The 24,029-nt window shown below is 41.1% G+C and carries 22 protein-coding genes and 1 pseudogene; 12 read left to right on the plus strand and 11 right to left on the minus strand.

The features are described from left to right. Positions 1-66: 66 nt before the first annotated feature. From tatC to hisB, 10 genes and pseudogenes are all read right to left on the minus strand, one after another. On the minus strand, positions 67-834 hold the full coding sequence (tatC, locus tag SALWKB2_RS08670) for a twin-arginine translocase subunit TatC (RefSeq protein ID WP_025331282.1): 768 nt from the start codon (positions 832-834) through the stop codon (positions 67-69). Between the two features lie 13 nt (positions 835-847). Continuing rightward, positions 848-1,324 (minus strand): Sec-independent protein translocase protein TatB, encoded by a 477-nt coding sequence (gene tatB / locus SALWKB2_RS08675; protein ID WP_025331283.1) that lies wholly within the window; start codon positions 1,322-1,324, stop codon positions 848-850. Between the two features lie 9 nt (positions 1,325-1,333). Continuing rightward, on the minus strand, positions 1,334-1,534 hold the full coding sequence (gene tatA, locus SALWKB2_RS08680) for a Sec-independent protein translocase subunit TatA (RefSeq protein WP_025331284.1): 201 nt from the start codon (positions 1,532-1,534) through the stop codon (positions 1,334-1,336). An 84-nt stretch (positions 1,535-1,618) separates the two neighbouring features. Next, a complete protein-coding gene (locus SALWKB2_RS08685) occupies positions 1,619-1,966 on the minus strand; it encodes a phosphoribosyl-ATP diphosphatase (protein WP_025331285.1) in 348 nt (115 codons plus the stop codon). Positions 1,967-1,978: 12 nt separating this feature from the next. Continuing rightward, on the minus strand, positions 1,979-2,395 hold the full coding sequence (hisI, locus tag SALWKB2_RS08690) for a phosphoribosyl-AMP cyclohydrolase (RefSeq protein ID WP_025331286.1): 417 nt from the start codon (positions 2,393-2,395) through the stop codon (positions 1,979-1,981). A gap of 51 nt (positions 2,396-2,446) precedes the next feature. After that, complete coding sequence (gene hisF / locus SALWKB2_RS08695; protein WP_025331287.1) at positions 2,447-3,214, minus strand: imidazole glycerol phosphate synthase subunit HisF; 768 nt, start codon at positions 3,212-3,214, stop codon at positions 2,447-2,449. A gap of 34 nt (positions 3,215-3,248) precedes the next feature. Then, complete coding sequence (locus tag SALWKB2_RS08700; protein ID WP_025331288.1) at positions 3,249-3,578, minus strand: hypothetical protein; 330 nt, start codon at positions 3,576-3,578, stop codon at positions 3,249-3,251. A 146-nt stretch (positions 3,579-3,724) separates the two neighbouring features. Continuing rightward, positions 3,725-4,462 carry a 1-(5-phosphoribosyl)-5-[(5-phosphoribosylamino)methylideneamino]imidazole-4-carboxamide isomerase gene (hisA, locus tag SALWKB2_RS08705; RefSeq protein ID WP_025331289.1) on the minus strand — a complete coding sequence of 246 codons (738 nt, stop codon included), beginning with the start codon at positions 4,460-4,462 and terminating at the stop codon, positions 3,725-3,727. A gap of 49 nt (positions 4,463-4,511) precedes the next feature. Next, a complete protein-coding gene (gene hisH, locus SALWKB2_RS08710; protein ID WP_025331290.1) occupies positions 4,512-5,159 on the minus strand; it encodes an imidazole glycerol phosphate synthase subunit HisH in 648 nt (215 codons plus the stop codon). A 527-nt stretch (positions 5,160-5,686) separates the two neighbouring features. Further along, a pseudogene (hisB, locus tag SALWKB2_RS08715) lies at positions 5,687-6,277 on the minus strand (imidazoleglycerol-phosphate dehydratase HisB); the annotation flags it as partial. A gap of 242 nt (positions 6,278-6,519) precedes the next feature. On the opposite strand from hisB, the gene SALWKB2_RS08720 reads away from it, so the two are divergent. The 9 genes from SALWKB2_RS08720 to SALWKB2_RS08760 all read left to right on the plus strand — a co-directional run bounded on the left by SALWKB2_RS08720 (position 6,520) and on the right by SALWKB2_RS08760 (position 14,888). Continuing rightward, positions 6,520-7,479 (plus strand): PhoH family protein, encoded by a 960-nt coding sequence (locus SALWKB2_RS08720; RefSeq protein WP_025331292.1) that lies wholly within the window; start codon positions 6,520-6,522, stop codon positions 7,477-7,479. 205 nt (positions 7,480-7,684) lie between these two features. Next, a complete protein-coding gene (locus tag SALWKB2_RS08725) occupies positions 7,685-8,527 on the plus strand; it encodes an SDR family NAD(P)-dependent oxidoreductase (protein WP_025331293.1) in 843 nt (280 codons plus the stop codon). Positions 8,528-8,576: 49 nt separating this feature from the next. Then, complete coding sequence (gene acuR, locus SALWKB2_RS08730) at positions 8,577-9,197, plus strand: acrylate utilization transcriptional regulator AcuR (protein WP_025331294.1); 621 nt, start codon at positions 8,577-8,579, stop codon at positions 9,195-9,197. A 170-nt stretch (positions 9,198-9,367) separates the two neighbouring features. Then, the gene (gene acuI / locus SALWKB2_RS08735) at positions 9,368-10,360 is read left to right on the plus strand and encodes an acrylyl-CoA reductase (NADPH) (protein WP_025331295.1); all 993 of its coding nucleotides are present in this window, start codon (positions 9,368-9,370) and stop codon (positions 10,358-10,360) included. A gap of 158 nt (positions 10,361-10,518) precedes the next feature. Continuing rightward, the gene (locus SALWKB2_RS08740; protein WP_025331296.1) at positions 10,519-11,124 is read left to right on the plus strand and encodes a Maf family protein; all 606 of its coding nucleotides are present in this window, start codon (positions 10,519-10,521) and stop codon (positions 11,122-11,124) included. Positions 11,125-11,158: 34 nt separating this feature from the next. After that, a complete protein-coding gene (locus SALWKB2_RS08745) occupies positions 11,159-11,401 on the plus strand; it encodes a hypothetical protein (RefSeq protein ID WP_025331297.1) in 243 nt (80 codons plus the stop codon). 209 nt (positions 11,402-11,610) lie between these two features. Beyond that, positions 11,611-12,234: a LexA family protein gene (locus SALWKB2_RS08750; RefSeq protein ID WP_025331298.1), complete on the plus strand. Its 624-nt coding sequence runs from the start codon at positions 11,611-11,613 to the stop codon at positions 12,232-12,234. Positions 12,235-12,244: 10 nt separating this feature from the next. Continuing rightward, positions 12,245-13,642, plus strand: coding sequence for a 3'-5' exonuclease family protein (locus SALWKB2_RS08755; RefSeq protein ID WP_025331299.1), 1,398 nt, complete (start codon positions 12,245-12,247; stop codon positions 13,640-13,642). Further along, positions 13,626-14,888, plus strand: coding sequence for a Y-family DNA polymerase (locus SALWKB2_RS08760; protein WP_025331300.1), 1,263 nt, complete (start codon positions 13,626-13,628; stop codon positions 14,886-14,888). Before SALWKB2_RS08755 ends, SALWKB2_RS08760 begins: the two co-directional genes overlap by 17 nt. Before the next feature lie 212 nt (positions 14,889-15,100). Here SALWKB2_RS08760 and SALWKB2_RS08765 read toward each other — a convergent pair whose 3' ends face one another. After that, positions 15,101-15,688 (minus strand): type I restriction-modification enzyme R subunit C-terminal domain-containing protein, encoded by a 588-nt coding sequence (locus tag SALWKB2_RS08765; RefSeq protein WP_025331301.1) that lies wholly within the window; start codon positions 15,686-15,688, stop codon positions 15,101-15,103. A gap of 802 nt (positions 15,689-16,490) precedes the next feature. On the opposite strand from SALWKB2_RS08765, the gene SALWKB2_RS08770 reads away from it, so the two are divergent. The 3 genes from SALWKB2_RS08770 (at position 16,491) to SALWKB2_RS08780 (ending at position 23,711) form a co-directional block, all read left to right on the plus strand. Next, positions 16,491-18,359: a site-specific DNA-methyltransferase gene (locus SALWKB2_RS08770; protein ID WP_025331302.1), complete on the plus strand. Its 1,869-nt coding sequence runs from the start codon at positions 16,491-16,493 to the stop codon at positions 18,357-18,359. Between the two features lie 472 nt (positions 18,360-18,831). Next, complete coding sequence (locus tag SALWKB2_RS08775) at positions 18,832-20,802, plus strand: site-specific DNA-methyltransferase (protein WP_025331303.1); 1,971 nt, start codon at positions 18,832-18,834, stop codon at positions 20,800-20,802. Positions 20,803-20,804: 2 nt separating this feature from the next. Next, a complete protein-coding gene (locus SALWKB2_RS08780; protein WP_025331304.1) occupies positions 20,805-23,711 on the plus strand; it encodes a type III restriction-modification system endonuclease in 2,907 nt (968 codons plus the stop codon). Positions 23,712-24,029: the final 318 nt, after the last annotated feature.

Consider the following 24,029-nt stretch of genomic DNA (forward strand, 5'->3'; position numbering starts at 1 on the left):
TTAAACAGGCTGCCTGAAAATTCTCAGGCAGCCTGTTATTTCAGTAAAAAAGCAAAAGTGACAAAACTATTCTCTTCCCGAGTGGACTGTTAAAGCAGTCTTTTTGTTACTACTACCCCAACAGCGACACACCAGAATTCCTACTTCATAAAGAAGAATCAGCGGTATAGCAAGTAATGTTTGCGACAGCACATCCGGTGGAGTCACTACGGCAGCTACAACAAAAGCACCTACCACCACATAGGCACGGGCTTTTTTCAATTGCTGAACAGACACTACTCCGATTCTGTTTAACAGAATCACCAGTACAGGCACTTCAAATGTTACTCCGAATGCTACAAACATACCTAGAATAAAAGACAAATATTTATCTATATCAGTTGCCATACTGACACCGACAGGAATAACACCGGTAAGAAAACGGAAAATAACCGGAAAAACCAGATAGTAGGCAAATGCCATACCTAAAGCAAATAATAAAACACTGGCAATCAGTAATGGCAGTATCAGACGTTTCTCATGTCTGTACAAACCAGGTGCCACAAAAGCCCAGATTTGATACAGTGTATGTGGAAGTGTCAAAAGAAATGCTGCCATTAGTGTTACTTTTAACGGCACAAAAAACGGGGCAATCACTTCTGTGGCAATCATATGCTGACCTGCCGGAAGATTCGCCATTAATGGTTCAGCTACAAAAGTATAAATTTTTTGCGCAAAGGGCACCAAAACTGCAAAGCACAGCAGCAGAATTCCCAGAATCCACATCAAGCGGCGACGCAATTCCAGCAAATGATCAATCAGCGTCAATTCAGTATTTTCTTCAACCTGCTTCACAATCGGTTATCCATCAATGTCGGCGTACCCGCAGTTTAGGAGTAATGCTGTGCCGCGGTCGCATATCCCGCCGGCGTTGCAGAGCCTGCCGGCGTAACGACACCCGATGCAGCAATGGCGCTTCCCTTACCGGCAAATGATAATTTTGTGACGACCCAGAGAACTCAGGCGTACTGTCTGTTTCAGCCTGCTGTTCATCTTTAGAGAGCTGACGTTTAAGTGCATCTACTTCCCCGCGGATACTATGCACATTGGCATTGATATCATGCTCAAAAGAACGGGCTGCGGCTTCAATACTGTCACGCGCCTGCCTGAATTCTGCCACGCCGGCCTGCTGACTCAGTTCGGTTTTAACATTATTAATGAAATTCTGAATGCGCCCGACCCAGAGACCGGCACTGCGTGCTACCTTGGGCAGCCGCTCCGGTCCGAGTACAACCAGAGCCACAGCAGCAATCAGTAAAATTTCACCAAACCCCAAACCAAACATAAATGCTTTCTACACTTTGCTGTCGTCTTTATTATGTTCGATTACATCATCATTTTTTGTACTTTCCCGGTCACTTTCGTTCAGTCCCTGCTTAAAATCGTGTACAGCTCCGCCCAGATCTTTACCAAGATTACGTAATTTTTTGGTGCCAAAAACCAGTACAACAATCAGTAATACCAAAGCCCAATGCCAAATTGAAAAACTGCCCATGATGTTATCCTTTACTTCAACTGCCTAAAAAAACATGCGCCTGCTGTTTACTCACAGCTGCGCATATTTAAAATTCCATTGTAATTACTGTGGCTGGCGACTGGATTTTTCAGTCAGACCAGACACATTTTGCCGCTGCTGCAATTCCTGCAATACATCTTCAACCCGAATCTGATGATAAGTTAATAACACCATCGTATGAAACCAGACATCAGCAACTTCTTTAACTAAATGCTGTTTATCTCCGTCTTTGGATGCCATTAATACTTCACCGGCTTCCTCAATAACTTTTTTCAGGATTTTATCTTCACCGGCATGCAATAACTGAGAAACATAAGAAGTTTGTGGTGAAGCCTCACGTCTGCTGTCCAGCACATCAGCCAGTTCAGTTAATACTCTGGAAAAATCTGCTTTTTCCGGCACTTGTGTCATCCTGCTTCCTCTTTAATCAGTATGTGTGTGTCCTTTGGCAGGACATGTATATATTTCATTTTCATTTTTGATAACCGGGTCAGTGCTCTGCCAGTCACCATCATGATAAACACGATAAAAACAGCTGGCATGTCCGGTATGACAGGCAATACCTCCGGACTGCTCAACCAGCAACACCAGTGCATCACCGTCGCAATCCAGCCGCATTTCATATACCTTTTGCGTATGCCCGGACTGTTCACCTTTCATCCATTGCTGCTGGCGTGACCGGCTGTAATAATGAGCCAGACCAGTACTTACTGTCTGACGCAAAGCTTCGGCATTCATCCATGCCACCATAAGAACGCGCTGAGTATGCCTGTCCTGCACCACCGCGCAAACCAGACCTTTATCATCCCACTTTATCGCATCCAGAAGCGTATCAAACACTGCAATTGTCCTTATTTTCAGGTAAACATACAACCATTATCGGCAGCTAGATTAGATACGCATCTCAATACCGGCCTGTTTCATGGCTATCTTGGCATCCTGAATACGTACTTCACCAAAGTGAAAAATACTGGCAGCCAGTACAGCATCAGCATGACCTTCCTGAACACCTTCTATCAAATGTTCAATATTGCCCACACCTCCTGATGCAACAACAGGAACCGACACAGCATCACTTACAGCCCGGGTTAACGGTAAATTAAACCCTGCACGGGTACCATCACGATCCATACTGGTCAGCAAAATTTCACCGGCTCCGCGTAAGGCCATATCCTGTGCCCAGGCTACTGCATCGAGTCCGGTGTGTCGGCGTCCGCCATGAGTAAAAACCTCCCAGCAGGTATTCTCGGCATTGACTGCTTTAGCATCTACCGCCACAACAATTGCCTGATTACCGAAAAATGCACTGGCTTCACTAACCAGTTCAGGATTGGTCACTGCTGCGGTATTAATTGATACCTTATCAGCACCGGCATTAAGTAAGCGGCGCACGTCTTCAACACTGCGTACGCCGCCCCCTACTGTCAGCGGAATAAACACTCGGCTGGCTACCGCTTCAATAACATGTAAAATCGTATCACGATTATCCGAACTGGCAGTAATATCCAGAAAAGTCAGCTCGTCAGCACCTTCATCATTATAACGCTGTGCTACCTCAACCGGACTACCGGCATCACGCAAAGAAACAAAATTAATTCCCTTAACTACTCGCCCGTTATCAACATCCAGACAGGGAATAATACGTTTGGCTAAAGCCATAATAATGCCATCTTTCTCTGCTACTGAGCAGCAATCATTTACCTAGCCACTGCGCAACCAGAGCAAAAATATGATTCTGATAAAAATAGTAAACAATACCCACAACTAATGTATAAATCACGGCACTGGTAGTACTTACAGCAATAATATCAAAGAGCCATATGACAATGAATACAAATACCCATTGTGCTATCCATCCTACTAACCAGACATTGTTAACTTCCGGCCATGCATGTTCTATGATGCTGCTGAATACCATCATCGCCATCGTAAATATACTGGCCTGAAAAAAAGTCTGTCTCGGGCGGTTCATTGTAAACAATAGCCATAAAACTATTACTACCGCACCTAAGATGCTAACCATAAACGTCCTCCCTGATTACCTGTACAGTTACAGTCCAAAAATCATATTGGCTATCGGTATTAATCGAGTCCTATATGATTATTATTAATTTATACAAAATCAGATTATCAGAAAATATTCTGATCAAGCACTGTCAGCAAAATTTATTACTTATACTGATCAGCCATCCGCTGTGCTGCGGCCAGATCAAGTGAACCTTCATAAATCGCGCGTCCTACAATAGCTCCGGTAACACCCTGCTCGGCTACGGCACATAAAGCTTCCACATCTTTCATACTGCTCACCCCGCCGGATGCGATAACCGGCACAGAAGCAGCCTGTGCCAGTTTAACTGTGGCATCAATATTCACACCACTCATCATTCCGTCGCGACCAATATCAGTGTAGATAATGCTGTTAACACCATCATCCGCAAACTGTCTGGCTAGCTCAGTAACATGGATATCTGTCACTTTTGCCCAGCCATCAATGGCAGCCATGCCATCTTTAGCATCCAGCCCGACAATAATTTGTCCGGGGAAAGCTGCACATGCCTGACGCACAAATTCGGGATTATTCACAGCTGCTGTACCAATAATGACAAAACTCAGTCCCAGCTGCAGATATTGTTCAATTGTATGCAAATCACGAATGCCACCGCCAAGCTGTACAGGCACATTATCCGCTACCTGTTCAAGTATCGCTTTGATGGCGGTCATATTTTCTGGTTTTCCGGCAAAAGCCCCATCCAGATCAACTAAATGCAAACGACGCGCACCCTGCTGACACCAGTGCACAGCCATCTGTGCAGGCTCATCAGAAAATACAGTGGCTTTTTCCATCAGCCCCTGTTGAAGACGCACACACCGTCCGCCTTTTAAATCAATCGCTGGAATCAATAACATATTAAATTTAAATATACTGACGAGTTAAACACCGGTACCTTTACTTCAGTTAAAACGTACCATCCCACCGCAAAAAATTACCCAGCAGCTGCAAACCGGCCGCATGACTTTTTTCAGTATGAAACTGTGTAGCAAAAACATTATCTCTGCCTGCTATACAGGCAAAATCACCGGCATAATCAGCCGTACCCAGAATAATTGACGGATCCTCTGGTCGCAGATAATAACTATGAACAAAATAAAACCATTCATCCTGAGCCACACCAGCAAATAAAGGATGCTCTTGCATCTGATGTACACGGTTCCAGCCCATATGCGGTATTTTCAGTGGTCTGCCATCAGTACTTAATGCAGCCTGAAAATGCGGTACCGTACCCTGAAACCAGCCTAATCCGGCCGTATTACCCTCTTCGCTACATTCAAACAGCAATTGCGCGCCAACACAGATACCAAAAAACGGTTTGCGCCGCAATCCGTCTTCCAGTGCATCAGCCAATCCGCTCCGCTGCAAAGCAGCCATACAATCCGGCATAGCCCCCTGACCGGGAAAAATAATTTTATCAGCCTGATATACCTCATCCGGTTCGGCTGTCAGAATAACTTCTGCCTGCATCTGCTGTAACTGGTTTGCTGCCTGTACAGATTTCAGCACTGAATGCAGATTTCCCATACCATAATTGACAATGGCTACTTTCATCTTCATATCTTTATAAAATCAACTGAACATACCTGCAGCAAAAGTTTATCCGGAGTCCGGTTATCACTAACGGGCTGCCTGCAAAGAAACAGCTTGTTATCATACATGAACACCGGATAGCTGAAAATCTGAAACTGGCAGATTATGATACGTAGCCATAATCTTGCTAAAAAAACACATATTTATCAGCAATTATGCTGATTATTTCCATATTATCCATCAGAATTTTATTATCCGGCGACTGATTTTATTTATTTTTATCCGTTAAATTCAATAACAGCTGACCGTAAAGAAATAATCCTGAAGATATAAATAACCGGCATATTTATCAGCAATTGATTGCACAAGCACATAGAAACTGTAATCAATCAATTCAAATACAACATAACGTATATAAGACAGCCATCAGTAATTGTGATTTGCAAAATAAATTATTGCAGATGGTTTCATAATTACTCGTACAGTCCGACAAATAAATTTATCCGCCAATGTATACACACCAGCGGATTAGAATCTATACAAAACCATTATGCAGTCAGCGTACCTTTCGTCGACGGCATCACCCCTGCCATTCGCTCATCCTGTGTAACAGCCATTCGCAAAGCACGACCGAACGCTTTGAAAATCGTTTCTGCCTGATGATGAGCATTCAGACCACGCAGATTATCAATGTGCAAAGTCATCATGGCATGATTCACTAAACCATGAAAAAATTCACTGAACAAATCCACATCAAACCGACCGATTAACGCCCGGGTAAACTCTACGTTATACACCAGACCGGGACGACCGGATAAATCCAGCACCACCCTGCTCAAAGACTCGTCCAGCGGTACATAACTGTGTCCATAACGCATAATACCGCATTTATCACCCAGTGCCTGTTTTAACGCCTGTCCCAGCGCAATACCAATATCTTCAACGGTATGATGATCATCAATATGCAGATCTCCGCGACAACGGATATCCAGATCAATCAACCCATGACGGGCAATCTGATCAAGCATATGCTCCAGAAAAGGCACTCCGGTATCAAAATTTCCTACACCGGTGCCATCAAGATTAATACTTATTTGTATTTTTGTTTCACTGGTATTACGCGTAATTGTCGCAGTTCGCATGCAATGTTCCATTTCAGAATTATTTATATATGCAGTAGTATAAATTGCCTGCAGCATTTCTCCACCACACCTACAATCTATATCAACTCAATTCTGCCGGCAAGGTCAGCCGGTGTTTTCTTTAAGCAAACACAAAAAACACTTTTATCGGATAAAATATTATCAAATCATCCTCTCTTGCTTTCGATCAGCCTGACTACATATTAAAATCAATATTTATCTTTTTATTTATTGTAATTATGAGTCAAACCAGCCATTATCAGTTACATCAGATAGACAATATTTCTCTGCAACGCCTGTGCGGCGTATTAGACCAGCACATTATCAGCCTGGGCAAAGCTCTGGATCTTGAAATTACCCGTCGTTTTGACCATTTTACCTTAAGCGGAGAACATATCAGTCAAGGAGTAAAAGCATTGGAGAATCTGTCCAACATAGCGCGTGAGCGCGATATCAGCGATAGTGACATCCACTTAGCTGCGGTAGAAGCCAAAACCACCACCCAGGAAAACTCAGACCACCATGAACCTAAAGTCTGGACACTGCGCACCCGCCGCGGCAACATCAGCGGACGCACCCCGCGCCAGAACGGTTATATACAGGCATTATTAAAACATGATGTCGTATTTGGGCTGGGCCCTGCCGGTACCGGTAAAACCTATCTTGCCGTCGCTGCCGCAGTAGATGCCATTGAAAAACATCAGGTAGAACGTATCGTACTGGTTCGTCCGGCTGTAGAAGCCGGAGAGAAACTCGGATTTCTGCCGGGCGATCTGGCACAAAAAGTCGATCCGTATCTGCGTCCTCTGTATGATGCCCTTTATGACCTGATGGGCTTCGACCGTGTGACCAAACTACTGGAAAAAGGGCTGATTGAAATTGCACCTTTAGCCTATATGCGCGGGCGCACACTTAACGGAGCCTATATTATTCTGGATGAAGCCCAGAATACCACACCGGAACAAATGAAAATGTTCCTGACCCGTATCGGCTTCGGAGCCAAAGCAGTGATTACCGGTGACATCAGCCAGATTGACTTACCTAAAAATATCAAAAGCGGTCTGAAAGATGCGCGTGAAAAACTCAGCAACATTGAGGGGATTTATTTTCACGTATTCACCAGCGAAGACGTAGTACGCCACCCGTTGGTACAGAAAATTGTTGACGCTTATGATGAAGCAGCTGAAAAAGAACAGTAATCTTTTAATTAACGATTAAACAAAACACGCTGATAACGCAATAAAATAATTTGATTATCGGCAGAAGCTGCATATTCCGCACAGACAGGAAAATGATATTTTACCGCCTGCTGCCAACAGCATAACTGTCAAACAACCCGGACATATCCATTTTCCGGCATGTTAAACTACATCCGGTAACTAAATTCCAACCGACATAAATATGATGAAAACTATTCTGATCACAGGCTGTTCCAGTGGTATCGGGTATGCAACTGCTCAGCTTCTGCGACAAGACAACTGGCACGTTTATACAAGCTGCCGTCGGGCAGAAGATGTAGAGCGCTTACGTTCAGAAGGTTTTCACAGTCTGCAACTGGATATTACCAATGATGAACAGATACAGGCAGCTATCGAAACCGTAATAGCCGAATTCGGCCACCTTGATGCTTTATTTTGCAATGCCGGTTATGGACAGACAGGCGCAGCCGAGGATCTTTGCCGGGCAGCCTTACAGGAACAGTTTAATACCAACGTATTCGGCACATGGCAATGCATCAACGCAGCAATGAAAATTTTCCGGCGTCAGCAGCATGGCCGTATTCTGGTAAATTCCAGCATACTGGGCTATGCAGCCATGCCTTGGCGCAGTGCTTATACCAGCAGTAAATTTGCACTGGAAGGACTTTGTGATACATTGCGTCATGAAACTCATGCCAGTGGTATTTATATCAGCCTGCTTGAGCCCGGACCAATCACCAGTCGCTTTCGTCCCAATGCACTGATTAAATTCAAACAATATATAGATGTTGAAAACAGCGTGCATCGTGCCGCCTATCAGGCACAGCTCAACCGCCTGCAGGCAGCCGGTTCTGTCGCACCATTTACACTGACTGCCGAACAATGCGCCCAGGTCTGCGCCCGTGCACTCAATGCCAGCAAACCTAAAGCACGTTACCCGGTTACCGTACCGGCACACCTCTTCTGGTATCTGAAAAAATTCCTGCCCATCAGCTGTCTGGACTGGCTATGTCGCACTGCCGTCAGAAAACAGGGAAAATCAAACTGACCCCTGCCACAGCCATTTGTCCCAACCAGCCCGCAAAAATCTTATAACAATGACAGAATTATTCAGTACACCCTCATTATCCCGCAAAGGTAATAACACCAGAATCGCCCTTATCCGCAGCGGCGTAGCAGCCATGACCACACACGGCTACATCAGTGCCAATATTGAAAGCATACTGAAACAGGTAGGCGTACCCAAAGGTTCTTTTTATCACTATTTCAAGAGTAAAGAAGAGTTTGGCATAGCCATACTCCAATACTACGACCACTTTTTTACTGAAAAACTGGAACAACATTTATTAAACCAGAATATCTCTTCCGCACTGGCCAGAATTAATGCATTCTGCACAGATGCCAAAACCAGCATGGCCAAATATCATTTCAACAGAGGTTGTCTGGTGGGTGAACTAATGCAGGATGAATCTCTTCTGCCACAAAATTATCCTGCTTTACTCAATAACATCCTGCACAACTGGCAGGAAAAAATAGCCGGTTGTTTGCAGCTGGCGCAACAGCAGCAAGAAATCAGTTCACAAACAGACTGCACAAAACTGGCTTACTTCTTCTGGCTTGGCTGGGAAGGTGCAGTCAGCCGTGCCAAATTACTCAAAAATGCAACGCCGCTGGATATCTTTACCGAACAGTTTTTTAATCTGATAAAAAACCATTAGTCAGCTTCCAATATCTGTTGCCAGCCATAATTAATAACACTCTACTTAACTGAAATTTAATCAAAATCCCTTATACTTGGATAGATTCGGCAATAATTACTTACAACTAGACAACCGGTCTATAATAAAAATAAACCATTCGTCTAGTTAACTGCAACAGGAATATCATCATGCTATCCAAAGCCATACTCTTAGAAAAAAATCAGACTGAATTTTTCTGCAACATCCACAATATTAGTGAAGACACCCTGATGCAACAATCAGGTGATACCCTGATTGAGGTGCAGTATTCAAGTTTGAATTATAAAGATGCTCTGGCTATTACCAACAGCGGACCTGTGGTACGGCAATGGCCGATGATTCCCGGTATAGATGGTGTCGGAACCGTTATTAGCACCAGTAGTAAGCATTTCAAAGCCGGAGATAAAGTGATTTTAAATGGCTGGGGCTGTGGAGAAACCCACTGGGGCTGCATGAGCCAGCGTGCTTTTCTCAATGCAGACTGGCTTATCCCCCTACCCGCAGGCATAACTGCCCGACAGTCCATGATTATCGGAACCGCCGGATATACAGCAGCCTTGTGTGTACAACGTATACTCGAACACGGCATTACTCCCGAACAGAGTAATATTCTGGTTACCGGAGCCACCGGCGGTGTCGGATCAGTGGCGATTATGTTACTCACCCAGCTGGGCTATACCATTACCGCAGCTACCAGCAAAATCAACGATACAGATTATCTGCAGCAACTAGGTGTGCAGCATATTATCGACAGCAAAACCTTGTCTGATACAGGCAAACCATTACAAAAGGAACAATGGTCGGCAGCCATTGACGTGCTTGGTTCTCATAGCCTGGCTAATATCTGCGCACAAATCCGGTATGGTGGTATTGTTACCGCCTGTGGACTGGCGCAGGGTATGGATTTTCCGGCCACAGTTGCACCATTTATTTTGCGAGGTATTACCCTGGCAGGTATTGATAGCGTGATGGCATCACGGGTAAAACGTATTGCAGCCTGGGATTTTCTTGCCAGACATCTAGACATTCAGCAATTAGAAAATATCGCGCATACCATATCGCTGAATCAGTGTCGCGACATTGCAGAAGATATCATTAGTGGTAAAATCCGAGGACGATTTATTGTCGATGTAAACCATTAAACCGATAATAGTAAACCTAATCTGCTACCGGATATGACTTGCAGCTAACAAATATCCGGCATAATCTTTTATTATATTGTTAACAAGCAACATGCTAACTTAAAGCAATACTAAAATAACCGTAGTCAATTTCAACCATACATAATCATCCTGTATCAATGAATCCGCTAACCGTCTATCTTGCATCAGGCAGCCCGCGCCGGCATGAAATCCTCATTAATCTTGGCTACCATGTATTGCGGCTAAATGCAGAGATCGATGAGACCCCCTATCCAGATGAAAACGCCACAGATTATGTTCAGCGCATGGCAAGCATGAAAAACAGTGCAGCACTCAATGCCTGGCAGCAAAACAAACAGCAGCCACCAGAGTTTCCCCTTATCAGTGCCGATACCACCGTCAGCCTGAATAACCTGATTCTTGGTAAACCGGAAAATATCAACGACGCAACTCGTATGCTTAAACTGCTGTCAGGACAACAACATCATGTCCATACAGCAGTCTGCATCTATTGGCAAAATCAAACCTTTCAGACCCTGCAAACCAGTACAGTCAGTTTTGCCACCTTAAATGATGAACAGATTGCCGCCTATATTGCTACCGGTGAGCCATTGGATAAAGCCGGAGCTTACGGTATTCAAGGGCTGGGCGGAATGCTGGTCGAGCATATCAGCGGCAGCTTCACCGGCATCATGGGTTTGCCTGTATACGAAACTACTCAGCTGCTCACCCAATGTGGCTGTACACCACTTACCCGATCATAATAGGCAGCATTAAATCAGCATCCGTACAACTATCATGAAAATTTCTCTTCTACTATTCACTCTTACACTTATCTGCCTGACAGCCTGTTCACATAATGAGAGCACACACAGCGTCAGTGAAGCCGCAGCTATCACCGCTTCGGATATCCAAAGTACTCACATGGAAACCACCACTACCCTGGACCGGATTACGGATGAAATAAACTCAGCCAGTAACGCTTCAGGCTCAAACAGCCATCCGGCCCGTCCTGCCTCCCTGCCTGCACAACATCAGTAAACTTATTGTCTGCCATCACAATTTATCTGCATTCGATAACATCAATACAAACCAATTCAAAACTATAAAATAAGTTAGCTTTGATTAGCATGGGTAATATCCGACAGCATAACAGATAAAAAACAAACCATTACCAGCCATCCGCAGCAGGCATAATTGACGCAGAAAAATCAAAAATCTACCATTCTTGATTAAATAACTTAATCAAGATGAGCACAATTGTGGTTGATACAGCAGCAAAACACAATCAGCATGGCGGCGTAAGAGCCGGCGCCGGACGCAAAGCCAGAATTGCCGGACCCAAAATAGTCAAACGCATTCCCGTCAGCCTGATACCGGCAGTAGAACACCTGATGAATCAGCTGGTCGCTACCCCGCTGCGACCGGCACAGCATCTGCCTGCCGACTGCTGGAAAATAGCCGACAACCTCACGCGGCTCAACATTCCCTTAGCCACCGAAACCATTCCCGCTGGCTTTCCCAGCCCGGCAGAACCCTATATCAGCGATTATCTGGACTTCAACCAGTACCTGATAAAAAATCAGGCTGCCACCATTGCCGTACGCTGCGGTGGTGATTCTATGCAGGATGCCGGTATCAGCCGTAACGATTTGCTTATCATCGACCGCTCCCTCACACCCAAACACCGTGATATCGTCATGGCCGATTTAGGTAATGAATTTACCATCAAACGGCTGTACAAACTGGATAACAGCCGCATTGAACTACACTCCGAAAACAGCAGTCAGTCTTATCCCAATTTCAGCTTAAAAGAAGGCGACACCCTTGCCATCGTCGGCGTCGTAACCTACGTTATCAAACACATCCGCTAACCCAGAAGCCATGTTTTCAGATCAGCAACTTGCCTTTGTCGATATCGAAACTACCGGCGGACGCACCACCAGTGACCGTATTACCGAAATCGCAGTTATTTACACAGAAGCCGGACAGCAGCAGCCACAAACTTTTCATACCCTGCTTAATCCCGATACCAGCATTCCGCCTTTTATTCAGTCTCTTACCGGCATCAGCAATAAAATGGTAGAAAAAGCACCTTATTTCGATAATGAAATTGCCGACCGGCTGGCAGCCATCTTCAAAGAGCGAATCTTTATAGCGCACAATGTGCGTTTTGATTACGGCTTCATCAAAGCTGCTTTCAAACGTCTGGGCAGAACATTCAACCCGCAGCAACTATGCACCGTTAAACTGTCGCGTCTGCTTTATCCCGAACACAAACATCACGGACTGGACAAAATTGTTGCCCGCCACAACATCGACATGCAAAACCGTCACCGGGCCTTTGCCGATGCCCGGGCTATCTACGACTTCTGGCAGCAGCTCAGACACAACTTTCCCGCAGACATCCTGCATCAGGCCTGTAAAACCATCATGCAGCGCCCCAGCCTGCCCGCTCACCTGCACAGCGATGTTCTGGATAACATCAGCGACGATTACGGCGTGTACCTTATTTATGGTGACAACGACATTCCTCTGTATATTGGCAAAAGCAAACAAGTTAAAACCCGCCTGATGAGCCATTTCAGTCAGGATGTACACAACAGCAAAGAAATGAGCCTGTCACAGCAAGCCAGAAAAATCGACATTATCCCCTGTAGCGGTGAACTGGATGCCCTGCTCACCGAATCAGCCCAGATTAAGCAGCGCCAGCCCATCCTCAACCGCCGCCTGCGCCGTCAGAAAGACCTGTTCAGCTTCCGGCTGCATACCAATACTAACGGATACAACACCCTGAGCATTGTTCCCATGCGCCACGTTCAGCTTAACCGCGAACAGCACTATTACGGCCTGTTTCACAGCAAAAGCGATGCACAGAAAAGCATTAAAAACATCATCAGCAACACCGATCTGTGCCTGCAAACTCTGGGGATCGAAAAAGGCAGCAATAACCGTCCCTGCTTCCGTCATCAGCTGCATCAGTGCAGTGGTGCCTGTATCAACAAAATTACCGCCGACATGCACAACCTCAAACTTGCACTGGCCTTACAGAAAATTAAACTGGCTGCATGGCCGTTTAGTAGTTACGCCTATATAAAAGAACAGCACAAATACCACATCTTTCACCACTGGATTTATCTGGGCAGTGCCGGCAATACCGACGAATTGCAAACCCTGCTCAATCAGCCGCAAGGACAGCTTGATCGCGACATCTATCAAATCATCCGTCAGCATAAACATCTGCTGCAAGCCCTGAATCCTGCCCATGTTTGCCCTGATTGACGGCAATAACTTCTATTGCTCCTGTGAAAAAGCCTATCGCCCCGAACTCAGGCAGCAACCCGTTATCGTACTGAGCAATAACGATGGCTGCGTCATTTCCCGCTCCAATGAAGCCAAAGACATGGGCATCAGAATGGGCGTACCTTACTTTCAGATTCAGCACCTCGTGCGGCAAGGCAAACTAATCGTTTTCTCGTCCAACTACGAGCTGTATGCCGACCTGTCGCGACGCATGATGAGCACCATCACCTCACTGGTACCGGCCATTGAAATCTACTCAATCGACGAATGCTTTGCCAGCCTGCACGGTCTGAACAACCTGCATCAGCTCGGCCACAATATCCGCTCCCGTATCCAGCAGTGGGTAGGTATACCGACATGTGTCGGCATTGCCCCTACCCGTACACTAGCTAAATTTTGTAACCATCTGGCCAAACGCCACCGCCATCACTTCAATGGCGTTGTTGTCTGGACAGACTGGAATCAGAATATCAGACAACGAGCCCTTGCCAGCGAACCGGTTACCGAAATCTGGGGTATCGGCCGCAGAACCGGTCACAAACTCGCTTCCCAAGGCATTCACACCGCTCTGGATTTCATCAATGCCCATACCCCAACCTTAAGAAAACAATTTGGTGTTGTACTCGAACGTACCCAGCGGGAAATGCAGGGAATTCCCTGTAGCGAACTCATCACAGAAGAAGTCGGTCGCCAGAATATCGTCCGTAGCCGCAGCTTCGGCAACATAGTCACCAATCTTGACGGTTTACAGGCGGCCATCAGCCATCACATTACCGCCGGAGCAGCCAAACTGCGCGAACAAAACAGTCAGGCACATATCATTGGTGTATTTATCTACACCAACCGCTTTCGCCACGACCTGCCACAATACAACGGGTACCGGATTACCAAACTGCCTAAGGCCAGTAACGATACACTCACCCTTAACCACATTGCCCGGCACCTGTTAAACAGCATCTACCGTCCCGGCTACGAATATAAAAAATGTGGAATTGAACTGAGTGGCATCGAACCAGAGCACACATTCCGACAGTTAGATTTACTCTGTCACAGCCAGCACAATCACCGCCCTGAACTAATGAGAGCATGGGACAACATCATCAGCCGCTACGGCCGCAGCAGCATCCGGCTTGGCAGCGAACTGCAATCCGGCAACTGGCTTATGACCCGAACTCAGCTAAGCAATTGCATTACAACCAGATTTAAAGAAATATTAACTATATAAATACTTTACACAGACTATCCATAACCAAGATCGTTTTTAGAGAATAGGTTTTCAGTGCAGATTAGAATTTACAGATGGTTAAATCAGTTAACAATGTCATATTCGATACATCGTTATTTCTTGTCAGAATGAAAGATATGTTATATCGAGACGGAAAAAACTAATTCACTATTACAAAGTGTATTTTTAGGTAGTTCTATTTATATCTTATACTAACTCGCAACAATAACTGAGTGTAAGGTATTAACATATTTTGAAATAAAGGCTACATTATCGCCAAACACTTCCTGCCAGTCATAGCTGTCAAAAGGTGACTCATTGATCAATACATCAGTAGTGATATCACCATTTTCATTCACATAATTTATAATGGTTTTTAAATACTCTTGCTGTTGTGAATTAAGCTGATTATCGGATAAAAACTGACTAAAACGTTTTTCAGCGGCTTGTTTATCCAAACCAACAATGGAGCGTATAAAGGCAGCTACATTGCCACCCGCTAGGGTATTAAAAGTAAATTTATTATATTCCTCTCTTGTTCCAGGTTCGTTCCATAATACTTTTTCAAGTTCAACAGTATCAGCACGAGTAATAGGCTCAAGATTACGTATTTTTTGAATAACGGGATTCCAGGAGTTTTCAATTAAATAATCGATAACACGTTGTTTGTAAGTTTTCACAGAAAATAAGCTTTCTGTTTCACCTATATATTCAATAAAGTCTTCAATATCTACATTAAATGTTTGACCATTAGCATCGTCCTTTAAATGCTTAATTAAATCACGCAACTCAACACGCACATACTCAAGTTTATCCAGTTCTAGTGTTTGCCAGAAACTATCTGTTAATACCTCTTTAATAATTGCTATTTTCTCTTTAATCTCTTTAATAGTACCTTTCTCATAGAGTGCCTGTACTAAATTAACAACACTCTTTTGGCTTTTACTTGCTTTTTAGATTTATTCAATAAACTCAGTTAAATATTAAATAGTAATAAATTAAATTTCTTGGCGCTTTCATCTTAATCTTCGATGATGTCTTTCTATAAGTAACCAAATATTAATAAGTTATTTATTTTAGTAATGAATACAAAGATGTAGCATTCATTGGTATGCCAAACATTAACCATGGGAATGCCTCAACATGCTTACCCAAGCAAAGTGATTGTTCATGGTGATAGTTGTGGTCAATATTATTGTGATGATTGCCAAGTCATATTAACTGCTTAAGGTTTGAAATGCAGCATTAGTCATAAAGGCATTTGTTATGATAATGTAGTGGTTAAAACTTCTTTAATAATCTTAAAACAGAATAGATCTATTGACATAAGTTAGATGATATAACACAGGCTAATTCAATGATTTTATAGCATATTTAGGTACTATAACTATGTAAAAAAATATTTACATTTAAATTATTTATCATCTATTCAATTCGGAAATAAATGGACAGAATAATTTAATAAATCTGTCCACTAAAATGGGAGCAGATAAAACTTATTAGAGAGAATTAATTTTCCAACCAGCTTAAAACCATAACTTCAACCTATCATTTATTTTCATCAAGTATGTATGGCTAAGAAATAAAATAATCAGGTAATACATGAACACTCATACAGAAACACTTTTCTCAGAAGTTGAAACCGCAAATAGTAAACAACTTGCTGTTTTAAAAGCCAATTTCCCTCAATGCTTTGATAAAAACGGGGCTTTCATTCAAGAAAAACTTCTTGAGATCGTCAAATCATCGGATGTTGAACTTTCTAAAGAGTCATACAGCTTAAACTGGCTTGGCAAATCCTATGCCCGTCTGTTGGCTAACCTACCACCAAAGACGTTGCTAACCGAAGATAAAGACCATAACCAACGTGAAGAGAACAAGAACAGTCAGAATCTGTTAATCAAAGGGGATAACCTCGAAGTATTGAAGCATATGGTTAATGCTTATGCTGAAAAGGTGAAGATGATTTACATTGACCCGCCATATAACACAGGTTCTGATGGGTTTGCCTATAACGATGATCGCAAGTTTACACCTGAACAGCTTTCCGAACTGGCAGGTATCGATATTGATGAAGCTACACGTATCCTCGATTTTACTGTAAAAGGTTCAAGCAGTCATAGCGCATGGCTGACATTTATGTACCCGAGATTATATATTGCAAAAGAATTATTATCAGAAAATGGTGCTATATTCATATCAATTGATGACAACGAAGCTTCGGAATTAAAGATTCTTTGTAATGAAGTATTTGGCTCGTATAATTTTTTAGCGAACATAGTTTGGGAAAAGGTTCATACGAGAAAAAACTCAGCGAAACATTTCTCAACTAGCCATGAACATATAATTGTTTTTGCTAAAGATAAAACAAAATGGGATCGTGTTCTCCTACCCAGAGATGATCTATCGGCATACAACAATCCAGATAATCATCCTAAAGGTCCTTGGAAGTTAGATCCTATAACAGCACATAATGAGTATAAAGCTGATTATAAAATAAAAAAACCTAATGGTGTTGTATTATCTAGACCTAAAGACAGATACTGGGTTTTTAGTGAGGAAACTATAAACCAAAAAATAGCAGATAATGAAATATCATGGGGGGAAGGTGATAGCTACCCTATGGTTAAAAGATTCCTTTCTGAAGTGCAGGATGGACTTGTTCCTACAACATTATTTACTAGAGTTTTTGCTGGAGATACTTCACTATCTAAAAAAGAAATCGATAATCTTTTGGGATTTAAAGGAGGTTTTGATTATTCAAAACCCACAAAGTTAATAAAAAAACTATTACAGATATCCAGTAGAAAGAATGATATTATAATGGATTTTTTTGCTGGTTCAGGAACTACAGCCAACGCTGTATTTGATATAAATACAGAAGAAAATTCCAATAGAAAATTCATTTCTATTCAAATACCTGAAAAATGCAAATTGGATAGTGAAGCATTTATTAATGGATTCAAAACTATTTTTGATATAACTAAGGTCAGGATTATTAAATCTGCAGAAAAAATAAAATCTGAACACCCTAATTATAAGGGAGATTTAGGATTTAAAATATTTAAAACAATCGATGACTTTCGAACAAAAAATAATTCTGAACTAACGCTTTCTAACCATACTTTTTTTGATGATGTTGTACTGACCCCTGAACAGTATGACACCCTATTGACGACATGGTGTGTATATGATGGTAGCTTGTTAACAACGCCAATTGAAGATGTTGATCTTGATGGCTACAAAGCGCACTTGTGTGATGGTCGTCTGTATCTGATTGCGCCTAATTTCACCAGTAAAGCACTGAAAGCTTTACTTCAAAAGCTGGATTCAGACAAAGACTTTGCCCCTAACAAGGTTGTATTTTATGGCAGTAACTTCGAAAGTGCGAAACAGTTGGAGCTTAATGAAGCACTAAAAAATTATGCGAATAAAAAATCTATTGATTTAGATTTGGTGGTAAGGAATTAATCATGTCTAAAAGGTTCATATTCGAAAAGAATTTACCACATCAAAAGGCCGGCGTGGATACGGTATTGTGATGATTGCCAAGCCATATTAACTGCTTAAGGTTTGAAATGCAGCATTAGCCATAAAGGCATTTGTTATGATAATGTAGTGGTTAAAACTTCTTTAATAATCTTAAAACAGAATAGATCTATTGACATAAGTTAGATGATATAACACAGGCTAATTCAATGATTTTATAGCATATTTAGGTACTATAACTATGTAAAAAAATATTTACATTTAAATTATTTATCATCTGTTCAATTCGGAAATAAATGGACAGAATAATTTAATAAATCTGTCCACTAAAATGGGAGCAGATAAAACTTATTAGAGAGAATTAATTTTCCAACCAGCTTAAAACCATAACTTCAACCTATCATTTATTTTCATCAAGTATGTATGGCTAAGAAATAAAATAATCAGGTAATACATGAACACTCATACAGAAACACTTTTCTCAGAAGTTGAAACCGCAAATAGTAAACAACTTGCTGTTTTAAAAGCCAATTTCCCTCAATGCTTTGATAAAAACGGGGCTTTCATTCAAGAAAAACTTCTTGAGATCGTCAAATCATCGGATGTTGAACTTTCTAAAGAGTCATACAGCTTAAACTGGCTTGGCAAATCCTATGCCCGTCTGTTGGCTAACCTACCACCAAAGACGTTGCTAACCGAAGATAAAGACCATAACCAACGTGAAGAGAACAAGAACAGTCAGAATCTGTTAATCAAAGGGGATAACCTCGAAGTATTGAAGCATATGGTTAATGCTTATGCTGAAAAGGTGAAGATAATTTACATTGACCCGCCATATAACACTGGTTCTGATGGATTCGCCTATAACGATGATCGCAAGTTTACACCTGAACAGCTTTCCGAACTGGCTGGTATAGATCTTGATGAAGCCGTACGTATCCTAGATTTTACTGTCAAAGGTTCAAGTAGCCATAGTGCATGGCTTACATTCATTTATCCTCGTTTATATGTAGCTCGTGAGCTTTTAAAAGATGATGGAATAATCTGTATTTCAATTGATGAAAATGAACATGCAAACTTAAAAATATTATGTGATGAAGTATTTGGCGAGTTTAACTTCGCTGGTGAAATAGTATGGAAAAATAGCAGTAAAAACGATCAGGCCTATATTTCAATCCAGCATGAGTACTTATTATTTTATGTTAAAAGTAAAGTGCATAATTCTGGTGAATGGAGTGAGAAAAAAGAAGGGTTAGATGAAATCTATAAGACATTTGAAGGTTTTAGAAAAAAACACGGAAGTGATTGGGAGTCTATCCATAAAGAGGCATTACAGTGGTATAAAAATTTGCCAGAATCGAACCCGATAACTAATAATAAACACTATAGTTGGATGGATGAAAATGGTGTGTATTTTCCTGCAGACTTATCTAAACCAGCCAATGGATATTTCTACGACATAATCCATCCAATAACAAAAAAGCCTTGTAAAAAACCTGCTGGGGGCTGGCGTTTTATTGAGGATACAATGAAACGTAAAATCAGTGAAAATAGAATACATTTTGGCAAAGACCACACTATAGTTCCTAACAATAAAACCTATCTTAAGGATACTGAGTTTCAGAGTCTGACCAGTATAAAATTTAAAGATGGACGCGTAGCATCAAATATGTTGAAAAACTTATTTGGTCAGAAAGACATCTTTACAAACCCGAAGGATGTGGGGTTATTATCTGAAATATTTAAGGCTTTAAATATTGAACATCAAGATATTGTGCTCGATTTTTTTGCTGGATCAGCATCTACTGCTCATGCAATCTATAATATGAACTGCAATGAAGAGAAGAAGCTAAAATTCATTTGTATTCAACTTCCAGAGGAGACTAAAGAAAAGTCAGAAGCTTATAGAGCTGGGTATAAAAATATCTTTGAAATTACAAAAGCAAGATTACTCAAATCCTCTGAGAAAATTAAAAATAAACACCCTGATTACAGAGGAGATCTAGGTTTTAAAATTTTTGAAACAGTTAATGATTTCCGTACAAAAGATGAGTCAGAGCTTACGTTATCGAACCATACCTTCTTTGATGATGTTGTATTGACTCCTGGACAATATGACTCCTTACTGACTACATGGTGCCTGTATGATGGCAGTTTGTTAACAGCACCTATTGAAGATGTTGATCTTAATGGTTATAAAGCGCACTTGTGTGATGGTCGTCTGTATCTGATTGCGCCTAATTTCACCAGTAAAGCACTGAAAGCTTTACTTCAAAAGCTGGATTCAGACAAAGACTTTGCCCCTAACAAAGTTGTATTTTATGGCGGCAACTTCGAAAGTGCGAAACAGATGGAACTTAATGAAGCACTAAAAAATTATGCGAATAAAAAATCTATTGATTTAGATTTGGTGGTAAGGAACTAATCATGTCTAAAGGGTTCATATTCGAAAAGAATTTACCTCATCAAAAGGCTGGCGTAGATGCGGTGATGAATGTCTTTGTATCCGCCATACCTCAGCAGACGGATCACGTTGCTATTCGCCTGTTAGCTAATCCAGAACTGAATCTATCTGAACAACAATACTACAACAACTTAAAAAAAGTCCAGGAGTTCAATGGTATTGAACATTCAAAAGATAATTACGATGCTAAAAGTAATGTGATTGATGTTTCTATGGAGACAGGTACAGGTAAAACTTATACTTACACCAAAACAATTTTTGACTTGAACAAATCATTTGGCATTAACAAATTTATCATCATTGTTCCTACCTTATCAATCAAAGCCGGAACAGTAAACTTTTTAAAAAGTGATGCTCTAAAAGAACACTTTCGAGATGATTACGAGCGTGAACTAAAGACTTACGTTGTTGAAAGTCAGAAAAATTCAGGTAAAAATGCAAAATCATACATGCCTCAAGCTATCCATGATTTTGTTGAAGCAAGTAATTTTAATAAGAAATACATACACGTTCTTGTGATCAACTCAGGGATGATTAACTCAAAGTCTTTAACTGACACTTATGATGTTAGTTTGTTTGATAACCTTTTTGATACTCCATTTTCTGCACTTAGTGCGATAAAACCATTCATTATCATTGATGAGCCTCATAAATTTCCTACGGCTAAAAAGACATGGGAAAATATTGAAAAATTTAATGCACAATATATCATCCGCTATGGCGCAACCTTTAGTGAAGGCTATAAGAACTTAGTTTATCGTCTTACAGCCGTGGATGCATTCAATGAAGATCTTGTTAAAGGTATTGATGCATACATTGAGGATATTGTCGGTGAGGATAATGCCAATCTCAAGTTCGTCAAATCTGACGGAAAAGAAGCTACATTTGAACTGAATGAAAATAGCAATAAAAAAACGTTTAAATTAGCCAAAGGTGAATCACTATCTAAAACGCATAGTGCGATCCATGATTTAACTCTTGATGCTTTAAACAAGACTACAGCAGTGTTGAGTAATGGTATTGAGCTAAAAATTGGTAACTCGATAAACCCCTATTCTTACGCTCAGACACTTGCGGATAACATGATGCGTAAAGCTGTCAAAGAACACTTTAAATTAGAAAAAGAGTATCTGACACAAAGGCCACGCATAAAGCCTCTTACTCTTTTCTTCATTGATGATATTGAAGGCTATCGTGATGGTAATGATATTGCCGGAAGTCTGAAAACTAAGTTCGAAGAATATGTTTTGGCAGAAGCTAATGAATTGTTAAAAATAGAGAAAGATGAGTTTTATAGAAACTACCTTGAAAAAACTGTTAAGGATATATCTTCTGTTCATGGTGGTTATTTTTCAAAAGATAATAATGATAAAGATGAAAAAATTGAGCAGGAGATCAATGAAATCCTTCATGACAAAGAGCTTCTATTGTCTTTAGAAAATCCTCGCCGTTTCATTTTCTCTAAATGGACGTTGCGTGAGGGGTGGGATAACCCAAATGTCTTTCAGATTTGTAAACTCCGTTCGAGTGGTAGCACCACATCTAAACTTCAAGAGGTAGGGCGTGGTTTACGTCTTCCAGTGAATGAATATATGTGTCGTGTGAAAGACCGCAATTTTACTCTCAACTATTATGTTGATTTTACAGAAAAAGATTTTGTCGATTCTCTTGTCAAAGAGGTCAATGATAGCTCTTTCAAAGAAACCGTTCCGAGTAAGTTTACTCAGGAGCTTAAGGATAAAATCCTATCTCAGTATCCTGAGCTTTCATCCAGAACACTCATGAATGAAATTTTTGATGGAGAGATCATTGATGATAATGACAACTTCAAAGATTCCAATGCCTATAGTCGCTTAAAAGCCAAATATCCGGCTGCATTCCCTGCCGGATTGAAACCAAGCAAAATCAAAAAAGCCACCGATGGAAAAAGACGCACTAAAATGCGTATTGGCAAGTTCAGTGAACTGAAAGAGCTTTGGGATTTGATCAATCAAAAAGCAGTAATTGAGTATAAAATAAATAGCGAAAACGAATTCTTATCTATTTTCAAGTCATTCATGCTCGAAGAAACAGAAAGATTTACTAAATCAGGTGTTCATACTCGCATTGATAGAATTTATATTCATAATGATACGGCAATGTCGAAAAGTATCGTCAGTGACGATGATAACTTTGCTAAACTAAACACAATGAGCTATCGGGAATTTCTTGATAACTTATCACAAACTATTTTTGCTAAACACGATACCTTGCATAAGGTATTTTGTGAAATAAAAGACATTATCAATATCACTGACTACCTGAACATTCAAACAATCAGAAAAATTAAATCTGGTTTTAGCAAATATCTGTTGAACAATTCATTTAACAAATTCAGCCTTGGATATAATGTGATTTCAGGTTCAATTCATCCTACAAAATTCACTAATGCAGACGGCGTGCCTGTGAGTAAGGTATTATCAAGTGATCTTGGTATATTGAATGACAACACAAAACCACCGTTGGATTCTTATCTTTTTGAAGAAGTCTTTTATGACTCAGAGCTTGAAAGGCTCAACATAACAGATGGAGAGATTCAGTCTGTAGCTGTTTTTACAAAGATACCGAAGAACTCCATTAAGATCCCGGTAGCAGGTGGATACACGTACTCTCCAGACTTTGCATATATTGTCAAAACGACAAAAGATGATTATTTAAACTTTATTATCGAAACAAAAAATGTAGATGGGAAGGATAGTTTAAGACTTGAAGAAGAACGTAAGATAAAACATGCACAAGCACTATTCAGTCAAATAAGTAAATCTATTAAAGTTGAGTTTAAAACACAATTTGCTAATGATACTATTTATAATTTGATTCGAAATATTTAGGTGAAGGAGCTTTTATCTGTACCCTACGCTACTTCAGAATGGGATATGACCAGTATCCATAATTAAAAAAGCAAGGGATAGAACGTAAACCGCACAAACTTCTATAACTTAAAGAAACAGCACGGTGTAATCACTAAATACTCACCCAGCCTATAACAACGACGAAATAAGAAGGTAAAATACCCAGTTATACTGCTGTCTAGGATCAATATAGCGTTGGTCTTATCACTATTTGCCGATAAATTTATCGGTGGACTTAAATGTACTTACTTTAAGCGAATGATAATGGTCTTTAACGGAAGATAAATTTACAGTTAA

The sequence above is a fragment of the Snodgrassella alvi wkB2 genome (genome assembly GCF_000600005.1).
In the GTDB taxonomy this organism is placed as follows: Bacteria; Pseudomonadota; Gammaproteobacteria; order Burkholderiales; family Neisseriaceae; genus Snodgrassella; species Snodgrassella alvi.